General features: G+C 44.4%; 11 protein-coding genes. 2 read left to right on the top strand and 9 right to left on the bottom strand.

The window, feature by feature from the left end:
• Positions 1-65: 65 nt before the first annotated feature.
• From R8269_RS01980 to R8269_RS01955, 6 genes are all read right to left on the bottom strand, one after another.
• Positions 66-1010, bottom strand: coding sequence for a hypothetical protein (locus R8269_RS01980; protein WP_171343145.1), 945 nt, complete (start codon positions 1008-1010; stop codon positions 66-68).
• Positions 1003-1995 (bottom strand): DUF2169 domain-containing protein, encoded by a 993-nt coding sequence (locus R8269_RS01975; RefSeq protein ID WP_005386096.1) that lies wholly within the window; start codon positions 1993-1995, stop codon positions 1003-1005. The genes R8269_RS01980 and R8269_RS01975 overlap by 8 nt, the downstream gene beginning before the upstream one ends.
• A complete protein-coding gene (locus R8269_RS01970; RefSeq protein WP_017633761.1) occupies positions 1976-3295 on the bottom strand; it encodes a hypothetical protein in 1320 nt (439 codons plus the stop codon). The genes R8269_RS01975 and R8269_RS01970 overlap by 20 nt, the downstream gene beginning before the upstream one ends.
• Before the next feature lie 94 nt (positions 3296-3389).
• Positions 3390-3872, bottom strand: a complete 483-nt coding sequence (locus tag R8269_RS01965; protein WP_193837939.1) for a hypothetical protein — start codon at positions 3870-3872, stop codon at positions 3390-3392.
• A gap of 2 nt (positions 3873-3874) precedes the next feature.
• Positions 3875-5953, bottom strand: a complete 2079-nt coding sequence (gene tssI / locus R8269_RS01960; RefSeq protein WP_262659597.1) for a type VI secretion system tip protein VgrG — start codon at positions 5951-5953, stop codon at positions 3875-3877.
• Between the two features lie 72 nt (positions 5954-6025).
• Positions 6026-6544: an Hcp family type VI secretion system effector gene (locus R8269_RS01955; RefSeq protein WP_005373415.1), complete on the bottom strand. Its 519-nt coding sequence runs from the start codon at positions 6542-6544 to the stop codon at positions 6026-6028.
• Positions 6545-7000: 456 nt separating this feature from the next.
• Between R8269_RS01955 and tssH the strand changes: the two genes are divergently transcribed.
• Both tssH and R8269_RS01945 read left to right on the top strand, forming a co-directional pair.
• Positions 7001-9679, top strand: a complete 2679-nt coding sequence (gene tssH, locus R8269_RS01950; protein ID WP_318222445.1) for a type VI secretion system ATPase TssH — start codon at positions 7001-7003, stop codon at positions 9677-9679.
• Positions 9666-11297, top strand: coding sequence for a sigma-54-dependent Fis family transcriptional regulator (locus R8269_RS01945; RefSeq protein ID WP_213889017.1), 1632 nt, complete (start codon positions 9666-9668; stop codon positions 11295-11297). The genes tssH and R8269_RS01945 overlap by 14 nt, the downstream gene beginning before the upstream one ends.
• A gap of 79 nt (positions 11298-11376) precedes the next feature.
• On the opposite strand, the gene R8269_RS01940 is transcribed toward R8269_RS01945, so the two are convergent.
• The 3 genes from R8269_RS01940 to R8269_RS01930 form a co-directional block, all read right to left on the bottom strand.
• Entirely contained in the window at positions 11377-16119 is a 4743-nt protein-coding gene (locus R8269_RS01940; RefSeq protein ID WP_258477165.1) for an OmpA family protein, read from the bottom strand.
• Positions 16116-17240 carry a hypothetical protein gene (locus tag R8269_RS01935; RefSeq protein WP_005398356.1) on the bottom strand — a complete coding sequence of 375 codons (1125 nt, stop codon included), beginning with the start codon at positions 17238-17240 and terminating at the stop codon, positions 16116-16118. Before R8269_RS01935 ends, R8269_RS01940 begins: the two co-directional genes overlap by 4 nt.
• Positions 17241-17312: 72 nt before the next feature.
• The gene (locus R8269_RS01930) at positions 17313-19064 is read right to left on the bottom strand and encodes a hypothetical protein (RefSeq protein ID WP_258477166.1); all 1752 of its coding nucleotides are present in this window, start codon (positions 19062-19064) and stop codon (positions 17313-17315) included.
• Positions 19065-19367 lie beyond the last annotated feature (303 nt).

Genomic DNA, 19367 nt, shown 5'->3' with positions numbered 1-19367 from the left:
GTGTTACAAACTTCAACCTAATAATATGAGTATATTTTCATTGCCATTTGATCGATGAGTGCCCACTAACATTGCAGTAATTGGAGAACTCCTTTGTCACCATGAAAGTCGAACATTAACAACGTAGTTGGTTGCTTAAAGTGGTGCTCTCTGACCGCAAAGGCAATTAAAGCGAGAGAAGAACAACTGCCCATTGTGCCCCACAACTCATTGATAAGCTGCGGTTGTTCTGGGTTCGTGAATCGTTCTGCTTTCGCCCCCAGAGCAAAACCGTAATCTTCCGAATGCATGCGCAGGTTCGTCATATCGGAATACACTTCACCAAATAAATCGAGCTTTTTACTCGCACGTTGAACAAGTCGAAACATGCCTCTTCGGTCTGAAGTGTTTAATTCCGTATCAATGTAGCCAAGCTGCGCTTGAGGCTTAAGTTTCAATGTTTCTACGGTATTTCTTCGACAAAGAATTAAACCCGCCCCACCCTCACTCGGAATAACGCCCCATGGATTATTGGTACTCATTACCATCGCATCGTCGATGAGTGTTTGCATCGAACTCACCAAGGAATCGACACTGATACACATCATAGCATCATATTTATCCAATGATTTCATGGCCTGGAGAACGAAACTAGGCCCACTGGCATGAACAGCATTCACCACAGAGAGAAATTCAGCATAGTTACTTTCACCAAGCCATTCTTGCACCTTTACTAGTGAAACAGACGCAGGCACCGCTATAAGCAAAGGTATTGGTCTCAATGAACGTGGTAACTGTGCTAACAATGAATCAAGCAAGTGGGTGATTAACTCACACGTTTTCTCAAACTGCTCACTTTCTTTGGTGTATTCGATTTTGGCGTAAGTAAAACGCTCGATACCATCATCCCCTACACATTGGTCGAATCTTCCTAAGTCAGCATACGAAACTGCACTAGCAATATCTAAATTCATACCGGTTGGCGTCATCACTTCCATCCCTAGCACGTAACGGCCTGTTGAATTATGCATGCTCGCTTACCTCTTCCAACTTAGTGATGGATGTCGACACCAACAAATGCTCCTTGCCCTGACAAGGAAACGCAGCGGTGTAACTGATTGATATAGTTTTCTTTTCCGCATCAACGAATAAGGTGTACATCGCCATATCAGCTTGATAACTTTGATCTTTGAACGTCGCGATCGCACGGTATTTTTCTTTAGGAATTCGAAATGAAAGCGTGTCATCATGACAAAAGCCACTCATCATCAAACGCTCCCCCCCACGAAGGAAGCCTTTGCACTGTTGATCAATAGGCGCGCTTTGGAAGAACCGCTTATCAAAATCGAGTGGCAACATTGGCTTGCGATTCTCAATCCAATCGTCATCGAACGTGCCGGCCAGCTTCTGGCGCGACTCAAAGAACGGAGGCACTGGCCCGAACCCCGCAACGCGTAGTTTTTTCGCGGCGGCACTCCAGTCCTCTCGGGGATAAAAAATCGAGGGTACTTTCTGTTCAAGCAATTCTTTGTTGGAGTCGGCAACCCCACCACCTATTCGGTTACGTAAATCACCGCCTACCGCGCAAGTGTAATCAATGTCTTTTTCAATAAATGGGACTGGATTGCTCAGCGTGATACTGCCAGCATGCTCAACCCATACGCGTTCCCCGTGAATAGCGAGAGTCTTATCGATATGACCATCAATCAACACGCGACACTCTTGGTATGTCACTGGCTTTTTCGCGTAACTGCGCGCTTTACCGTAAACAAGTACATCTGTATTGTCTTTGGTATACGCGAATTCGTGGTCAACTTTCATCGCAGAGAAGCCTTCTTCGCCCAAATATTGGGGATCATCGAAGATTTCACTTTCACCTAATTCGTGCCAAACCACACCATCGAATTGCCATGTGCGTTTGGCGACCACAACCCACACTTCATCGCCGTTTTCGTCACGTTGAAAACGACCTTTAAGTGATAGCTCAGGGTGCGCCTCAATATCCCATAACTGCATTGCTATTCCTTAAGTTGAATCGTTCGCTCGCAGAAGGTGCGGCCTTTAAATTGTTAAAGTTCCAGTCTTGTTGATGAATCGGCATTGCCATATCCCAAGGCACGTAGGCTCTGGATTGAATACAGATTTGGCGCCATAGCCAGTCGCGGAACAGCACATCAACGTTAGAATCTTGCATCGCAGCTAACGTAGACTCGAAGCTCAATGCGTAACCCAAGCGGCTTGGTAGATTTTGGATATATTTTTCATCTTCCACCCACTCATTGAGCAGATCGACGATCTCTTCCCATTCATACTCGACACCAACATCTTGCGGAGTCAGAGGAAGAAGCTTTCCGTAGACGACATACAAGGCTTGAAGCCAAATTTCACCTTCAGCTTCCTCCAGACTTTCCAAGTGCTCGATGATTTGGGGCACCAGTTTCCAATCACCACTCAGCGCAAAATCAACAGGTGCTAATGAAGAAGAGATATCAAACGCCTCAAACTCTTTTAACTCAAGCAACTTGGCGTAAGTGAGCACTTGCGCTGATGGTAATCTATTTGGTTCGATGCCAAAGCACTGACGGAACCAAGTGCCTCTGTCACGTTTGGTAATCAAACGTTCAAATAGATATTGTTCGCTGCCTGCATTGTCATTAAGCCAATCAATCCCCTCTTTTACGTCTTGTAAAACGAGCAGTGGCAAAGCAACTTGAGAGCTAATGATGCTGGCTTTGTGCCAGCGCTTGATGAGAGAAACACTTAATGTTTGACGTACACGTAAGCATTCAAAGTAAAACGCACTGGATGTCGCATTGCCCTCAATAAGCTCCGAAAGCGTGCTATCCATAGATTCAACCGGAGATTGTACGGCAATGACCATTGCGGTTTTAGCGTCAATATCTTCGAGTAAACTCAATCCGCACAAAAGGTTATCCAACTCTGAGCCCAACTCGCCCTGTAGCATCAGCCAGCTGTAGATTTCTGGCTCCTGGCCTCTTAACTGATGAATCAACCCCGGTGCTAGCCGATAAAACGACAAGTACACCTGCTTCAGTTCTTCAATTTGGCGTTCGATCAGCTTGAGATACGCCAACTCACGACTTGGATAACCCCTTTTGTGAATTTGAACTCGCTGCCTGATTAAAAACCCGATACTTTCAGAAGCAATGGACAGCTTTTCATTACAGAAATCCAGCCATGTTACTGGCAACTGGGAAAGGTCATTCACAGCGCGATCAGCTTTTGCTAACGCGCCTTCGACTTCTTGATTGGTTATGGGTGCCTTTAGGTGCTCGACACCGATTCTTTGTCGCATCTAGTTATCCGTTATTAGCGTGCCATAACGCGATTGCAATTAGTTAATACAAAGTAATTAGCTAACTCGACGTAAATTAGCTAATGCTAGGTAATTAGTTAATTGCGATCGTTCCGCCTTGAATTTTTTGTGCTTTTTCTGCTTGAGAAGTGACGTACTTCGCTTTAGTGGTAATTCGTCCATCGCGCCCGCTATAGCGAGTTTCTGTCTCACCACTTTTGACTACCAACTCTTGTTCTGTCTCGATAACCATCTTCTTCGCTCGCAATACAAACTCGTCAGAGTCATCCAGAATGGAGAAGAAAATGTCCGTCACAAGAGGCAAGCTTAAGTCGTCGTTCAAAAATTCAACTCGACAACTTAATCGATTATCGATAGCCATTTGCAGCTCAGAACGACGAAAGCCACGTCCTAGTCTCGCAGTGAGTGGCTGCTTAAATGGGTTACCATCAAAATCAACTCGCACACTGCCCGTAGACTCATTGATACCCACTATTCTTCCAAAACGCGAAAAGCAAGCCGTTGATTCGGCTTGCTGCTCTGATATTACTTCTGTTGTAAGAGGTTGCTTTTCCATTGTTAGTTAACCACTACGTTGCCACCTTTCACGACGACTTTGTCACTGCCTTCGATCGTAATAGCCGAGCCTGATAACTTTATTGAACCATCACTGTTCATCACTAAAGAGGAACCACCCGTTTTCAATACAATCTTGTCGCCACTGAGAATTTGCGTTGCACCATCAGCTTTATAAGCGGTGTTACCTTTCACTGATACCGTTAAGTTGCCACCAACCGTCTGGTTATCATCCGCACCAATATCTGAACTCTTAGACGCACCGATAGTAAGGTTACTGTTTTCGCCAATATCTAAGTCATCATTTTTGCCGATCTTAGTCGTACGGTTATCACCAATTTCTAAGTCAGAATTGTTTTTCACATACTGGGCTTCGTTCGCGTTGTATGTGACGGTAACGTCTTGCTCGACTGTCTCGGTAAACGTACTGTTTACTTGTGTCGTTTTATGCCCATGAATGGTTTCTTTATGGTCACCATGAACTTCATTCGTTTGGTGACGTGCAACCTTCAAGAATTCATCTTGACCGATATCACGGTAACGGTTGTTGAGTACCTTGGTCGACATGTCTTTTTGAGCGTGAATATAGACTTCTTCTTGGTTCGCTTCGTCTTCAAAACTCAACTCGTTGTAACCTGTTCCTTTGTGCGTTTGCGTGCGGAACGTGGTACGAGTTTTGTTTTCTGGCAAAGAGTAAGGTGGGAAATGCAAACCGTTGTAAACTGCGCCCGTAACTAACGGACGATCTGGGTCCCCCTCAAGGAAAGTTACTACGACTTCGTGGCCAATACGCGGCAAATAAACTGCGCCCCATGTTGGCGCAGCCATGGATTGGCTTACACGAATCCAACAGCTTGAATGCTCGTTGTTATCACCGTAGCGATCCCAATGGAACTGTACTTTCACTCGACCAAGCTTGTCGGTGTAAATCTCTTCACCTTCTGGTCCTACAACGACCGCCGTTTGAGGGCCATCCACTACTGGTGCCGCTAGTTTAGGCGCTTTAAACACCACATCACGTGGAATACACGAGAACTGGTTGTAGTAAGTGGTTGGCATACCACTCGCTTCATCTTCATGCACTTGCGGATCTTGACCTGTGTGCATTACAGACAACATGAGGTAATCGCGGTTAATCTCAGAACGCGGGTGGTCACTGACGTTAAAGCTGTAACCAGATGCTAAGCGCATTACGTCACTCGTTGCTTCCACTTGTTGATTATCGACTATGTGTTCCGACATCCACTCCGTGGTTCTCACCTGCCCCATCAGCGGGTCGACGTATCGTCCAGGATAATCAAACTGCTTGAGATCTTGGTCTAGCTCGCCAGCCTGTGTCATCTCTTGTGGAATTTTAGGGTGTTCGTAGTTGTAATCTGTGTACGTAACCTGTCCCGTTCTAACGCGGTTAACTAACTCGAGATCAGAGATATGTTCGCGATCGGCAACACCGCCACCATCGGCATGATAAACAATCGGCCCAATGTAAGAAGCATTTAGTGGCGAGCTTATCAAAGGTGCAATCGCGTCATTACTGTCGACAATGACCATCGTATGATTTGAATCGCTATGGTCAAAGTAATACCACATACCGTGTTCAGCCATCATACGCTGCACGAAGTGCAAGTCAGACTCACGGTATTGCAGAACGTATTCTTTTGGAGGATAAGTACCCGACACTTCAAATCGGTAATCGGTGACTGCCCCATCATCGAGTACTTCTGTGATGATGTCTTGCGCTGACTTTTGCTGGAAAATACGACAATCTTGGCGCTGAGATAAGAACCAAGCTTGAGGAACCAAGACTAATTGATAACGAGAAAAACGACGCCCAGTCCCTAAGTAACGAACTTCATTCACCACGCCGTTGAACACACGCGCAGCCCCAACACCTTGTCCGTAAAGTGTCAATGTTCCTGCTTTACGTATTAACTCATCGAACGAGATATCTGGATCAAGTGAAAGTAATGAGAGATTGATGTGGAAAGGCTTAGATAACTCTTCATGAACATGAAAGCTCTCAACCCGAAATTCATGCCCACATCCAGGCACTTCAAATTTAAATTCTACGTCATTCACCATATCTTTTACCTGATACAAATAATCGAATTAGGGCCAACAATCGTTGGCCCTGAATCTTTACGCGACGAGCAATTAAGCTTCGCGTGGAGCACGCCAGTCGTCGTTACCCGCAGTACCACAGTTTTCGTGAGTTACTTCGATCGCACGGTAAGTGAACTTAAGCACTTCTTCTGTCACGCGGTCAGCTGTTGCTGCGTCTTGACAGTGGTTCATACGAGTTTGGATATCGACAAGTAGCGCATCAATCAATTTGATTGAGTAGTAGTGCTCTTGTTTACCTTGAACTGAAGTGCGGTAGAAGCGGATCACACACTCAGGAAGTTTTTCGCCAGATACTAGTGCGTTGAATAGTAGTGGAGATGAGCGATCTTGAACTTTAGTTACAACAAGTGGACGGTGTACACGTTGACCAGTTGGCTGACCACTTTGTGGATCACGTGGAACTGTTAGCACGTGATCAAGTTCTTGTACTAGGAACTCATCAACGTGAGCTTCTTGCCATGTGTTACCTACTGAATCTGCAGAGTAAGTATCTTTAGTAATATGGCCTTGAGTCTCACCTTGGATAGACATATATGCTGGAGTTGGCATCGCTATTTCCTTTTCTAAAATCTGTTTTGTTTAAATCACCAAATCGCTTATCACCGCGACTAGTTGGTATAATCAAAGTCCGTGCCAACTTTAAAAACCAAACAAAAACAACAACTTAAGCAATATCAGGCATTATTCACTAATATATTGAGTACAATTTATTGGATAAAAAACCAAAAAGTTGGATTAAGATAATAATAAATTGTTCTAACTTTAAAAAGTGAAAATAACCATATAAAACTGTGTAAATAAAGTCATTAAAACTAATAAATCCGACACTTTTACTATCAATTAATTTAGAATGACAACGCCATTAAAATAACCGCAAACATTAATGTCACAATAATCATTAAAAATAACCAACAAACGATAGTCAAAATATCTTGATAAAAAAAGAACGCAATCACTTTTAGTATAATAGCCGCTACCTCTTTTCCTCTAAAGAATAAAATGGCTATGATAAATATAAACCTTTCTTCATTAATTCAGCGTCTACACCCGATTGCAAAAGTAGCATTAGAAGACGCCGCTGCACTTGCAGTCTCTGAAAAAGCAAACGAAGTTCAAATTGAGCATTATTTACTGAGTCTATTAGAAAGGCCAAATAGTGATTTTGACGTCTTATTAAGTCATTTTGATTGTTCTGAGAACTTATTAAGACAATCGGTTCGATCCACACTCGACACCAACGCCAAAGGAAATGGCAGCAAACCTGTTTTTTCTGCTTTATTAATCGAATGGTTGCAAGAAAGCTGGCTGGTTTCTTCTTTAGATCTATCCGAAACACAAATCCGCTCTGGTGCCTTACTCCTTACTCTTGTTAGCAACCCTCTCCGTTACGGCCAACATGGTTACGCCTCTATCCTTGAAGCGGTAAACCCTGACAGCCTTAAGCGTAACTTTGCAGAGCTAACAAGCCACTCTATTGAGGCGCAAGTTGCTACTTCAGAGAAAACACAAGCTCGTGAGGATGGCTCAGCACTGAGCAAGTTCACGACAGACTTCACTGGTAAAGCACGCAAAGGCGAAATCGATCCTGTTTTCTGCCGTGACCAAGAAATCCGCCAAATCGTGGACATCCTTGCTCGTCGCCGTAAAAACAACCCTATTGCTGTTGGTGAACCGGGCGTTGGTAAAACCGCAGTAGTAGAAGGTTTGGCACTTAAGATTGTACAAGGTGACGTACCAGACAACCTCAAAGGTGTTGAGCTTTACGGCCTGGACATGGGTCTTCTGCAAGCTGGTGCAAGCGTAAAAGGCGAATTCGAAAAACGCCTAAACGCAGTATTGGATGAAGTGAAAAACTCGCCAACCCCTATCATTCTTTTCATCGATGAAGCGCACACCCTTGTTGGCGGCGGTAACCAAGCGGGCGGCAGCGACGCGGCAAACTTGCTAAAACCAACCCTAGCGCGTGGTGAAGTGAAAACCATCGCTGCGACAACATGGTCGGAATACAAGAAGTACTTCGAGAAAGATCCTGCTCTTGCGCGTCGTTTCCAATTGGTGAAACTCGACGAACCGTCTCCTGAGCAAGCAGCATTGATCATTCGTGGTCTGCGCCCAGCATACGAGAAGTCACATAACGTTTACGTGCGTGACGATGCTATCACTGCTGCGGCAGCACTTTCTGCTCGTTACATCTCTGGCCGTCAACTGCCAGACAAAGCGATCGATGTACTAGATACGGCGTGTGCACGAGTGAACATCAGCCTTAATGCCATTCCTGCTTCTGTTGAGACTCTGCAGCAAGAACTTGCAGCTCAACAGCGCGAGCTTGAAGCACTTGAGCGTGATGCTCTGCAGCAAACTGGCGACAAGCACAGCCTTGCTAACATTCCAGACCTAAAACTGGCAATGGAAACAACGAAAGAAGAGCTAGCAGAACAAGAAGCGCAATGGCACAAAGAAAAAGAGCAGATCCAAGAGATGATTGCTCTACGCTCTCGCTTACATGAACTGGTCTTTGGCGAAACAAACGAAGAAGAGCTTGTTGCAGACGAAGATTCAGAACAAGAGCAAGACGTTTCTCCATATGCAGAAATGGATGAAGAAGCCGTTCGCATTGCAATTTCGGGCTGCCAAGAACAGCTAGATGTAATCCGCAATGGCAACCCATTGGTTCACTTTGAAGTGGGCCCAGATGAAGTCAGCCATGTGATCTCGGACTGGACTGGTATTCCAATGGGTAAGATGCTTCAAGACGAAGCAGAAACCACGCTAAAACTGAAAGAAAGCCTAACACAAAGCATCAAAGGCCAAGAATACGCTATCGATGCACTGTCTGAAGGCATTCAAACCGCAAAAGCAGGCTTAGGCAACCCAGACGCACCAACAGGCGTATTCCTGCTGGTTGGCCCAAGTGGCGTGGGTAAAACCGAAACTGCTCGTGCAATTGCTGATCAAATGTTTGGTGGTGAGCGCTTTATGACGACCATTAACATGTCTGAGTTCCAAGAGAAGCACACGGTATCTCGCCTAATTGGTTCACCTCCGGGTTACGTAGGTTACGGCGAAGGCGGCATGCTGACAGAAGCGGTTCGTCAACGTCCATATTCTGTTGTTCTTCTTGATGAAGTGGAAAAAGCCGACCCTGAAGTGTTGAACCTGTTCTACCAAGTGTTCGACAAAGGCACGCTGAACGACGGCGAAGGCCGAACCATCGACTTCAAGAACACGCTGATCATCATGACCAGTAACCTTGCAACACACGAGATTGAATCTTTGGTTCATCAATCAAAAGACATCGATGCGAACATCATCGCAGAAGCTATTCGCGCTACTTTGAACCAACACTTCAAGCCAGCGCTGTTGGCACGTATGTCAGTACTACCATTTGTTCCGCTGTCTGATGAAGCAATGACAGAAATTATTCACCACAAGCTGAACAAAGTTTCTCAGCGTCTACAGAGCCATCACAAGTTGTCGCTAAGCTACGAAGACAGCTTGGTTGAGTTCGTACTAGGTAACTGTCGCCTTGCTGAAACGGGCGCGCGTAACATCGACGCGGTCATCAACCGTCAGTTGCTGCCGCAACTATCGACTCAGCTATTAGTGCATGACAAGGATGATTCACATACGCAAATCGAAGTGTCTGTCGATGAGCAAGGAACACTAACCTATGCGTTCAGCTAACCATAGCGAACTTAGTAACGCCCTACTTGCGATCAGTCAGTCTTTGGCTGATCGCAGCCAGCTTACCCAAACCTTGGATGCTGTGTTGACCGCTGCGAGACAAATGACCCTCGCAAAGCACGGCATCATTTATGTTTTGGACCAGACTGGCCAGGCGTTGATTCCAAGTACCGCTCACCATAACGATAAAACTATCGTTTCCCACCCTTGGGAAGCATTACAGTTAGACTCAGCCAGTGAGAACGATCCATTCAACTTTGCCATTCGTAATGGTGAAGTGGTGTTGATTAACGAGTTGTATAAGTACAACGGCTATGACTGCGAAAGCATCTATCAAACAGAACAGACACTGGGATTAAAAAGCGAGAACTTACTGGCTTGGCCTTTGATTGATAGCGAAAGCAAAACCATTGGACTGTTAGTCTTACTCGATTTGAACGTCATCGATAACGAGGCAGCCTTGACTGAGTTTTGTCGTATGGCTGCGAGTAATATTCGCCAAGCCGTTTGGTTAGAGCAATACGGGCAAGTAATAAAAAATCTCAATGCCGACAATCAAGCCCTAGTGCGCGAGAACACTCAGCTCAAAAAACGTACCCAGAAAGCCTATCAAGGTCCTATTGCAGAGAGCGAAGAAATGCTCAATGTATTGAATCGTCTTGATAAGGTGCTATCTCTTCCTGTCGACGTTCTGTTGCGTGGTGAAACGGGCGCTGGTAAAGAGGTGATCGCGAAATACATTCACGAAAACTCTAACCGAGCAGAACAGCCTTTGATCGTTCAGAACTGTGCGGCTATTCCAGAGCAGTTATTGGAATCTGAGCTTTTTGGGCATAAGAAAGGTTCATTTACGGGCGCAGACAAAGACAAAGTCGGTTTGTTTGAAGCAGCCAACGGCGGCACGCTTTTCCTAGATGAAATTGGCGATATGCCAATGCTACTACAAGCGAAGTTACTGCGTGTACTGCAAGAACGTAAAGTTCGCCCAATCGGCACTAGCAAAGAGATTGAGGTGGACGTTCGCGTTATCGCGGCAACACACTGTAACCTTATGCAGCAAATCAAAGATGGCGGATTCCGTGCCGACTTGTTCTATCGCTTGAATGTATTCCCGATTACATTGCCGCCCCTGAGAGCCCGTAAGTCGGACATTATTCCCCTTGCCGAACATTTCGTGCAACACACCACCAACACGCTAGGTTTGCCGCAAGCGCCAGGGTTAAGTGCCAACGTACGTAAACAGCTGCTTGCCTACCAATACCCAGGGAACGTGCGTGAGCTTAAGAACATCATTGAGCGCTCGGTGCTACTGTCCGATTTTGAAACCATTACTCACATTGAGTTTGGCGAACAAATCCCAGAAGATGTACCAAGTATCGACATGAAAGCAGCTTCACCTACCCCAGAGCAACCTGCTTACGAGCAGCAAGCACAAGCGGATTTAGAAGACGTTTCAAAGAGCCTTAAGGACGTTGTCAGCCAATACGAGCGTACAGTAATCATCGATTGCTTAAATGCCTGCAATTGGCACACCAAGAAGGCCGCCGAGCAATTGGCACTGCCAATGAGCACTCTCAACCATAAGATGAAGAAATACGACATTTCTGCAGCGGGTTGATGGGGCTTAAAAAGAAAATTCTAAATTCAGTATGAAGTCATAAGAAAAGAAAAACCGCCCGAAGGCGGTTTTTTTGCATCTAGGAAGGGTTATCAAGTGACTTTTCCAAGGGCTTGGGTGCTTGAGTTACCGCAGGTTGTTTCTCAATCCAATCTTTCAACCATTTCTTGCGTTGAGATTCGTTATACTGCTTCCAAGTTTCAGCCGCAGACTTGTCTACGCCTTCCTCTGTCGACTCTTTCTCAATTAACCAAGGCATATCACTAAAGAAATTACCAGCCAAAGCACTATCCGCATTTAAAGAAGGAATAGAAATTACAGCATCACGACCAATATCATAGTCATCAACTCCATTTAATCCGACTTGTTTTAGATGAGCAACCGAAAGCTCCAAGTTCGCTTTACCACCAATTACACCACCAAACGGTCTTAGGCCTTTTAACCTAACTCCCGTTGGTGCAACATATTCCAAGTTAAACCTCATGCAGTACATCGTATAGTTTTTGCTCTTAGATAGCTCATTCTCTTTAGTGAAACTACCTACAGCTTCACCTATAAACTCACTCATGGCATCAACTTGTTCTCGATGGTTTTCTGAAATAGATTCAGTAAACATCCACTCTTCGTTTTTATGAGCAAACTCACCAATATGATACATATCGGTGAAGTAAAGAGGACCTTTAACTGGCTTGCCATCATTTCCGTCGAGCGCCAGTTGAATACACATATTCACTGCTTCCCACGGCATACCCAAACGTTCATAAAGTGCTTTTTCATGACTCTCACCCAAAATCAGTACATAAATACTGGCAGGATCGTCTTTCTTTTTGTTTCCCCATGAGAAACCATCACGCCAGATATTATCAGCCGATTGGTACCACTTTCTTTCACTGAAAAAGTTCAAACCAGACGCTTTGGTGTCTATAGCCACCACTTGCTGTTTAATGCCATGAAGTATAGGGATGGTATTTTTGTCTCCCTCACTTGCCATTAAGGTAAAGCTCTCTACCATAAGGTCCTGTTCACGTAGACGCAGTTGCTGCTCTCCCAAATAGGTATCAAGCAAAACCAGTCTAGTTTCTGTACTTAAAGCGCCAATTTGCAACTCATCTTCAGCATCATCAAACTTCTGCCCCAGACTGTACTCTTGTGGTAAGTAAAAACTATGTTGCCCTTGATTCGTTCTAATTCCCAAGCAGTAACGCATATTTTGGAAGCCTCCGCCTTTTACATAGCGCTTAAAGGAATCCGCTTCTGCAAAATAGTCGCTTGGCTGACCAGATATCGCTGCTCCGGAAACTGCCATACTGAACATTGCATCAGAGAACATTAGCTTTGCTTTAGAGGTCATTGGTTTCATACCGTCGATCATCACATCACCGAAGCGGAATGAGGGAATATGCTCAATAGCAATCAACGTAGCGCCGTCATCAATCCCCTGTTGCTTGTAAAAAGCACTTATTCGCCCATCAGGATCTGCTTTGAAGTCACTAACCTTCATTGGCAGCATCCAGTCACTGAAAGCTGGACCTTTAATATTTTCGAGCCCGTCGACGCGATCATAGCCAATAGTAACTGGCTTCGCATACTTGTGTTCTTTTTTAAGTATCAACTGCACTTTCACTTTATCGTATGGACCTAGGCGACTGCTGCTAGATTGCTGAATCCAACTATCATATGACATCCATTCTGGTTCATCACTTTCAGTATAACGAGCTGACTGAACTAGTATTCGACAATAGCCGATTTCATCTTTCTTTAACTCACTCCCTTGCGGGTTAAATGACTCGGTAAAGTTATCAAACATCGTTTCATTTGGGTGTTCAAACAACATGGTTTGTATCGGGAAGATTTGATTAAATGCACCTGACGCTTTAAAGCTATCCCTGTTTTCGGTTATAGAGAGATGAGAAACTTTGCTATTAGTTGTTATTGGAGCAGGCCAATGCTGCGCACCTTGTGGCATCTTTGTCGATAATTCGGTGTAGTACTCGTTATCACAACGGTTCTTCCAGTTAGCCGCTAAGGTGTTTCCTTTGATCGTATGTACAGACCAATCATCGCTCAAAATGTAGTTCTCAATGTATTCCTTCACCTTGTAACGCTCAACCAAAAACCTAAACGAGATATTAGCATTCCGTTTGGTTTGAGATCCTAGGTCAGCGAGTAATAACACTAAGCCATTAATAGCAAGCGCTCGTAGTTGGTAGCGTTTTAACACCTCCTTACGAACTTCTTCGCTCTCAAGGTGAGTAATGAGTTCCTGATAAGACCTACATTCAATACCTACATCTACCTTACTGCGTCGCAAATCGTTAAGTAACTCGATATGTATTTTTGCCAGCCTTTCAAGCTCACTGACAACCTCATGGCTTTGCTTTAACTCTTCTAGGAAGGAGTCCAACATTAAACTATCAATCACTTTCACCGCAGATATTGCTGTCTTTGACCCCTCTATGGCAAGCATAAACCCTCTTGCCGCAGGAGCTATAGCAGGAATATAGGAAGCGACGTCAACGACACTGTCAAAAATCGCCATTCGCAGTGCGACTTCTGCTTTATCTTGCGCAACCATCTCAGCTTCTAGAGCAAGCCTAGAGCGTTCCATTGCATGCGAGCCATAGCGAGTGGGATGAAAGAATATGTTCAGGGATTGCAGGTAAATACGGATTACAACCCGACGGTTTTGTCTTAGATTAGGGTTGTTGCGGTCGACTTTTTCACCTTGTTTGGGAACATAGACAGGTTTACTTTCACCAAAAGCGGCTACCGAAACACGACCTTCAAAAACAGGGAACTCCTTCATGAGCAGTTTTTTCGCATATTCTGCGCGCTCTGCCGAGACCTGCATATTTGCTTTCTCGGTACCGACTTGGCAAGCATGCCCTTCTATCTCTACTCTAAGGTTTGGCTCATTCTCTAAAACGTTGGCAAGAGAAGCAGCAAGCTGTTTAAATATAGGTGCATGATCCTTTAACTCTTTTTCACGCGAGTTAAAGGCAAATTCTATTTTTATTCCTGCGCCTCTAGAGCTATTTACGAGAATGGCGTCAATCTGATTGCCAGATTGATCACGCGCATCTTTTAAAGCCTGTTCTAGTTTTTCTTCCTGGATATGGTTAGCTGTCTTCCAAACTGGAATTTGAGCAAGGTAGTCTTTTGTAACTTCTTCTGTTCCTTGCTCTGCTTTATCAACCTTTTTATTTTGATTAACCAGCTGTTTAGCTTTTTTATACAAACTAAGTGCTGTCAATCCCGTTCCGAAGCCATTAAAACCAACGGTTTTACCACCAGAAAGCCAAGCTTCCGCAACTCGCCCGGCAACCACACGTCGGTTACCCAGACGTGATTCTAAAGAAAGTGCTAGTGCGCTTGACCGAGCTTCATTGGTGTTAAAAACCTTATCGTGAAATAGCGCCTTCCAACCAACACCCGCGATAGCTGGAGTGTGGAGTTCCTGCAACTTATCAAGCGCTTCTTTCGTACTGTAAATACCGTAATACAATTCGCCTGCCGCTTTCATCGCAGGCGGCATCTCGGACTTAACTGCATCCCAATACAGTTTCGAGACGTTATTAAACACCGCTTGGCGGCCATCACGGTCTAAAGTGTCTTGCAAGCTACCGCTCAGCAGCCCTGCTCCTAGCTGAGCAGACACATCTCGGATATTCTTGAGTAACGCAATACTCCTTGAAGCTGGCGTATTGGCTGTTACACCTTGTACATTACCGTGAAGGTAATGTTTCATATTTCCAAAGTACTGAGGGTATTGATAAATCAAGGATTCCTCAAGGGAGATCATATCGCCACTGACAATGGCAAATTTCCCTAACGGAGTGCTTGAAGAAAAGGTAATCTGTTCACGTAGCTCGTAAGTGTAGACTGTATCTAAGCCTTCAGAAAATTGCTGAATATGAGCGTCTTTAATGAACTGTGGAACACCATTTTTCATCTGGCTTGGAATAAATTCGACACGGATACTGTATAAGCCTTCTTTAAAATCAGCAGGATCAACGTGAAACATCGCGCATGGATATTGCTTAGCATTTTCTTCTGAATGCTCATCTTCAGGTAATGCCGCTTGTACTGAAGAGCCTATCGTTTTGTATTCCCCACCTTCTTTGGTTGAGTCAAATTTTTGCAAAGTAACCGTCGCACTTTCATAGCCTTGATCAGAAAAAACCACCGCGCAACTCGCCACAACAGGTAAAACGAAGCCTTTTAGTGTCTCTCCCGATTCACTTACATCTTCATACCACTTGTTATATTCTGCCTGTTCTTCGCTGAGCCCCCCGTTCGCAGCTGGTTCGTAAGGCTTAGCCAATTGTTCAATGCTGATCTCTGTCAAGGTCAGTTTTGCTTCGCTGTTTTCCAACTGGCTACTCAACTCTGCAACTTTTGTAGCTAACTCTTTGGGGTTTAACTCAGAAAGTGAAGCTATTAAAGGCAAGGGCGGAAAGCGGAAAGTGAAGGTTTGCTCACCCTCTTTGGGTAGGTCCCTACCTAAAGCATGAATTGTGTGCTCTGGTGTCAGGACCTCAAAAGCCCCATATTGATCGGGCTTTCCGTTACCCAGTGAACATAACTTAAATTTATGGTCGGTAGCCCAAAGCTTAGGGCTATCGCCATCGGTTACGTTAAGCATCGGCACTTTTGCTAAAGGGCGAAGATTAGTCACGTCTTTATTTTTAAGCAAGCTAGGCTCTTCGTGCCAAGTTGGATAGACGTTTTTTCTACCCTCCTGAGTAGCAGGAAAATAAGCACCAAACAAATAGTAATTGGCACGCAAAGGTATCGCGTTACAGGTATCATGAGTGCTCACAGTTCATCCCCTTTAACAAAATCACCATTGTTGGCAAAGGCGTTGTAAAGAGAAGAGTTACTGGCACTATGGCCCGTCCCTATTTGCTCCCATTTTAAATAAGAACCAAATTCTTTATTTTCTTTTAGTTTACTGAGGATGGCCCGTGCCGCTCCATCCCGAGCATAATTCGCATCTTTACTCAAAATCTCAAAATAGCGCAGTTTACCTACCGCTCGCGGTACGATTTCTTCTGATTGGAAGGTTCTACTTTGGGTATCAATAAGATAACGGTGCGTTCTAGTTTCGGCCCAAGAATAGCGCCCCGTTGGGCTAATTGATTTCTTACGAAAACGGGCTTCATCTGCAGAACGTGAACTATCCGGCACTATCGAGTAAAGCTCCTTTCCCGTGCGCTCATCAAAGACACCAACCCCATATTCATCGACCATATAACGCTTGCCATCATAAATCACGGAGTACTCATTAAACTCTGTGTCTACTTGCTGTTTGTCGCCTGTCGCTAAGGTGTACTTCCAGTCTTTAAACTTGTCTACGTAGTAAAGATAGCTGCTGTCTTCTGCCCATAGAAACTCTGGGTAGCCACGTGAACGACCTAGTTCAATATACTCACCCGTCTTAAGATCTTTAATTACTTTAAACATCCCTTCTGAGGCCGAATAGGCCAAAGCCAAGTAGCGATTATTTGGAGAGACACGCATTAGACGAACTTTGCCAACAAACTCATCTGCGACCAGACGCAAGTCCGTCCCATCCGTTTTGATACTCCACACTTTATCCCTTTGATCATAGTGGTCTTTTGCTTCATTTCGGGCATTATCCCAACGGAACACTACACGTGGTAAATCATAAGAGCTTTCATTGGTGAGATCTTCACGTGGCCATTCTTTAGCTTTAAAAATAAAGTGTTTAGGTTTACCCGTCTCTTTGTCATAAATAACGTAATTGTTTTCTGTAATATAAACACGACCATCTTCCCACTGTTGAGCATTTTTTTCTGCGATTCGGTCTTGAACCGTCTGAGGTTTTGGCGCGTGTTGTTCTGGTTCCTTGGCCGATTCTTGATTACAGCCAGATAAGACCGCTAAAGTAATCAAGCATAATGTATGACGTAGATTCATCTTATATTCTCTTCGTTATCTTTCTCGATCGCGTTTAATAGTGTGACAACGCAACCCGAATAAGTTGTTTTGTTAACTTGTCTGATCTTTTTTCTTATAAGCCAGTAAATCCGCAATGGGTGTTTGAGCAAAAATGACCGTTTTATTATCTCTTCCGTGATGACTATTGCCCTGATAACCACGGAGAAGATCCACTTCTTTAACCTCTGCAGGCCAACCAGTAAAACGAATCAACCTAGAACCATTCTCTTTTTTTATACATTGGCGCAAGCACACTCGCTGCGACCAATCACCATCGCTTTGCCTTAACTCAAAGTAATCATCTGACTCGTCCAGCGTCGTATAGCCCGGATATTCGAAAACTATCTCGACAGATTTAAGTAAATACACGACCGCTACATTTTTATTTACCTGGCTTCGTAACATTGCGTATTTTTCAGGTTTTGAGGTCGCAGCACTTGGTAATACTGAGAGCAGACGAACAGAACCGTCTCCAATTTTAAAGCTTTTCTCACTGCTATAATGGTTAAGATCAGTGACTTTTATGGCCTTGGTTCCAGGATCACTTTCTAGTTGAGATAGTTCACTCTCGCTCAATCGTTTACTGTTATAAGCCAAATATACTTCTTGAGGCTCACCTTTAATCTTGTAAGGAAGCCATATATGCGGGAGAGGGTAACCTTGCGCGCTCCGCTCCACTGGGCTAGAAGCATTAATAGGGCTCAAATTTGTTTCAATCTTTTCTTTGATGTGTGGCTCATAGCCTGTCATGACTATCTCAACTTCTTCCTCAACTAAGTTGAACACTCGAGCCTCTCCAGAGCCATTCAAAGAGCCTTCACTTACCACCTTGCCGTTCTGCACGATTTGGAAAGGCTCATAAGCGAAAACACCGCCTGTTTCAGGGTTGGTCATATAGATATCGGCGTGCCTTTTGGGTCTAGAGCCTTCACGAACACTATTAATGTCCGTATCTGAAAAGTAACCATTTTCCGTAATTGCCACTTCGCGCCAAATTTTATTGTTCCAAACAACATACACGTAGCCTGATTTAAACACTTCTGCAGCTTCATCTGATTTATCGCTACCAGGGAAGTGCAGCGGAACCACAGGCACCAACACGTTATCCCACTCATCCATCTGAGTATCTTTATCAACGGGTTGCAGGTTTTCGGCGAGTTTAAGCAAAATTGGCTGAGGCTGATCAGTGCAAGGGATTTTGATATAGAGCGTTTTGCCCTCAGCTTCGAGATCTTTAAATGTCGCGAGGCTGCGGTGTTTGTTTTCTGTATCAGCCTTGCCTACAGTCACTTTTTCTTTTTGAGCTTCCGTTTTTCCCAACATCAAACATGCCGCGTTGCTAGACCACTGCCCTGCAAACTCGACAACGATTTTTTGATCTGGACTTGGCTCAGAGGGGACATGCGTGTAACTACGAACTAAAGCAACATCGTCGGTAACCTGCTTGTATCCTGCTTTAAAAGCTTTGCTTTCATTCGAAGCAGATACAGAGTCAACGAGTGATTTAAGTCTAGGGAAGCTTTGCAGCTGAGAGTCCGTCAATGGCGACCGACGAGTAACGGTAGATAATGACACCCAATTGCCTTTTCCCAGTTCGATTCTTATAGCAGCTAGCAATGCGCTGGTCGTTTTTTTGGCAGAGATGGAAATCTTTTGCGCCAACTCTTTAGGGAGGTTTCTAAGGATGTCATCTGAATTTCGCAAACGCGAAAGCTGCCCTATACACTCGTCCGGTGTAAGAACATAAGATAGCTCGTTGGAGGATAGCTTCGAGCTAGGTATAAATTTGCAAACTAAATGCATTTGAATTCTCCACAACCAACATCGTAAATATGGCTGCGGTGACAATTAAGCTGATAAGGCTTACAAGTACGATTTGGTCTGCGTATCCTACTTACTTAGCCATTTATTTTCAACGAGATAGAAAAATCGCCCGAAATCAAAAACACCAAAAAAATGGTGACTTTTGCTATCAAAACATGCGATTTGACCACAACAAAAGCCAGTAACATCACCCACTCTGTCAAAATGGTAAAATCTTACTATCTAAAAAAATTTAATTTATGGACTGAAGTTAACAAAAATCGTAGTAACGTGCGCTTCAGG

This window comes from Vibrio sp. Vb0667 (assembly GCF_033391095.1).
This window is presented reverse-complemented; position numbering and strand designations above follow the sequence as displayed.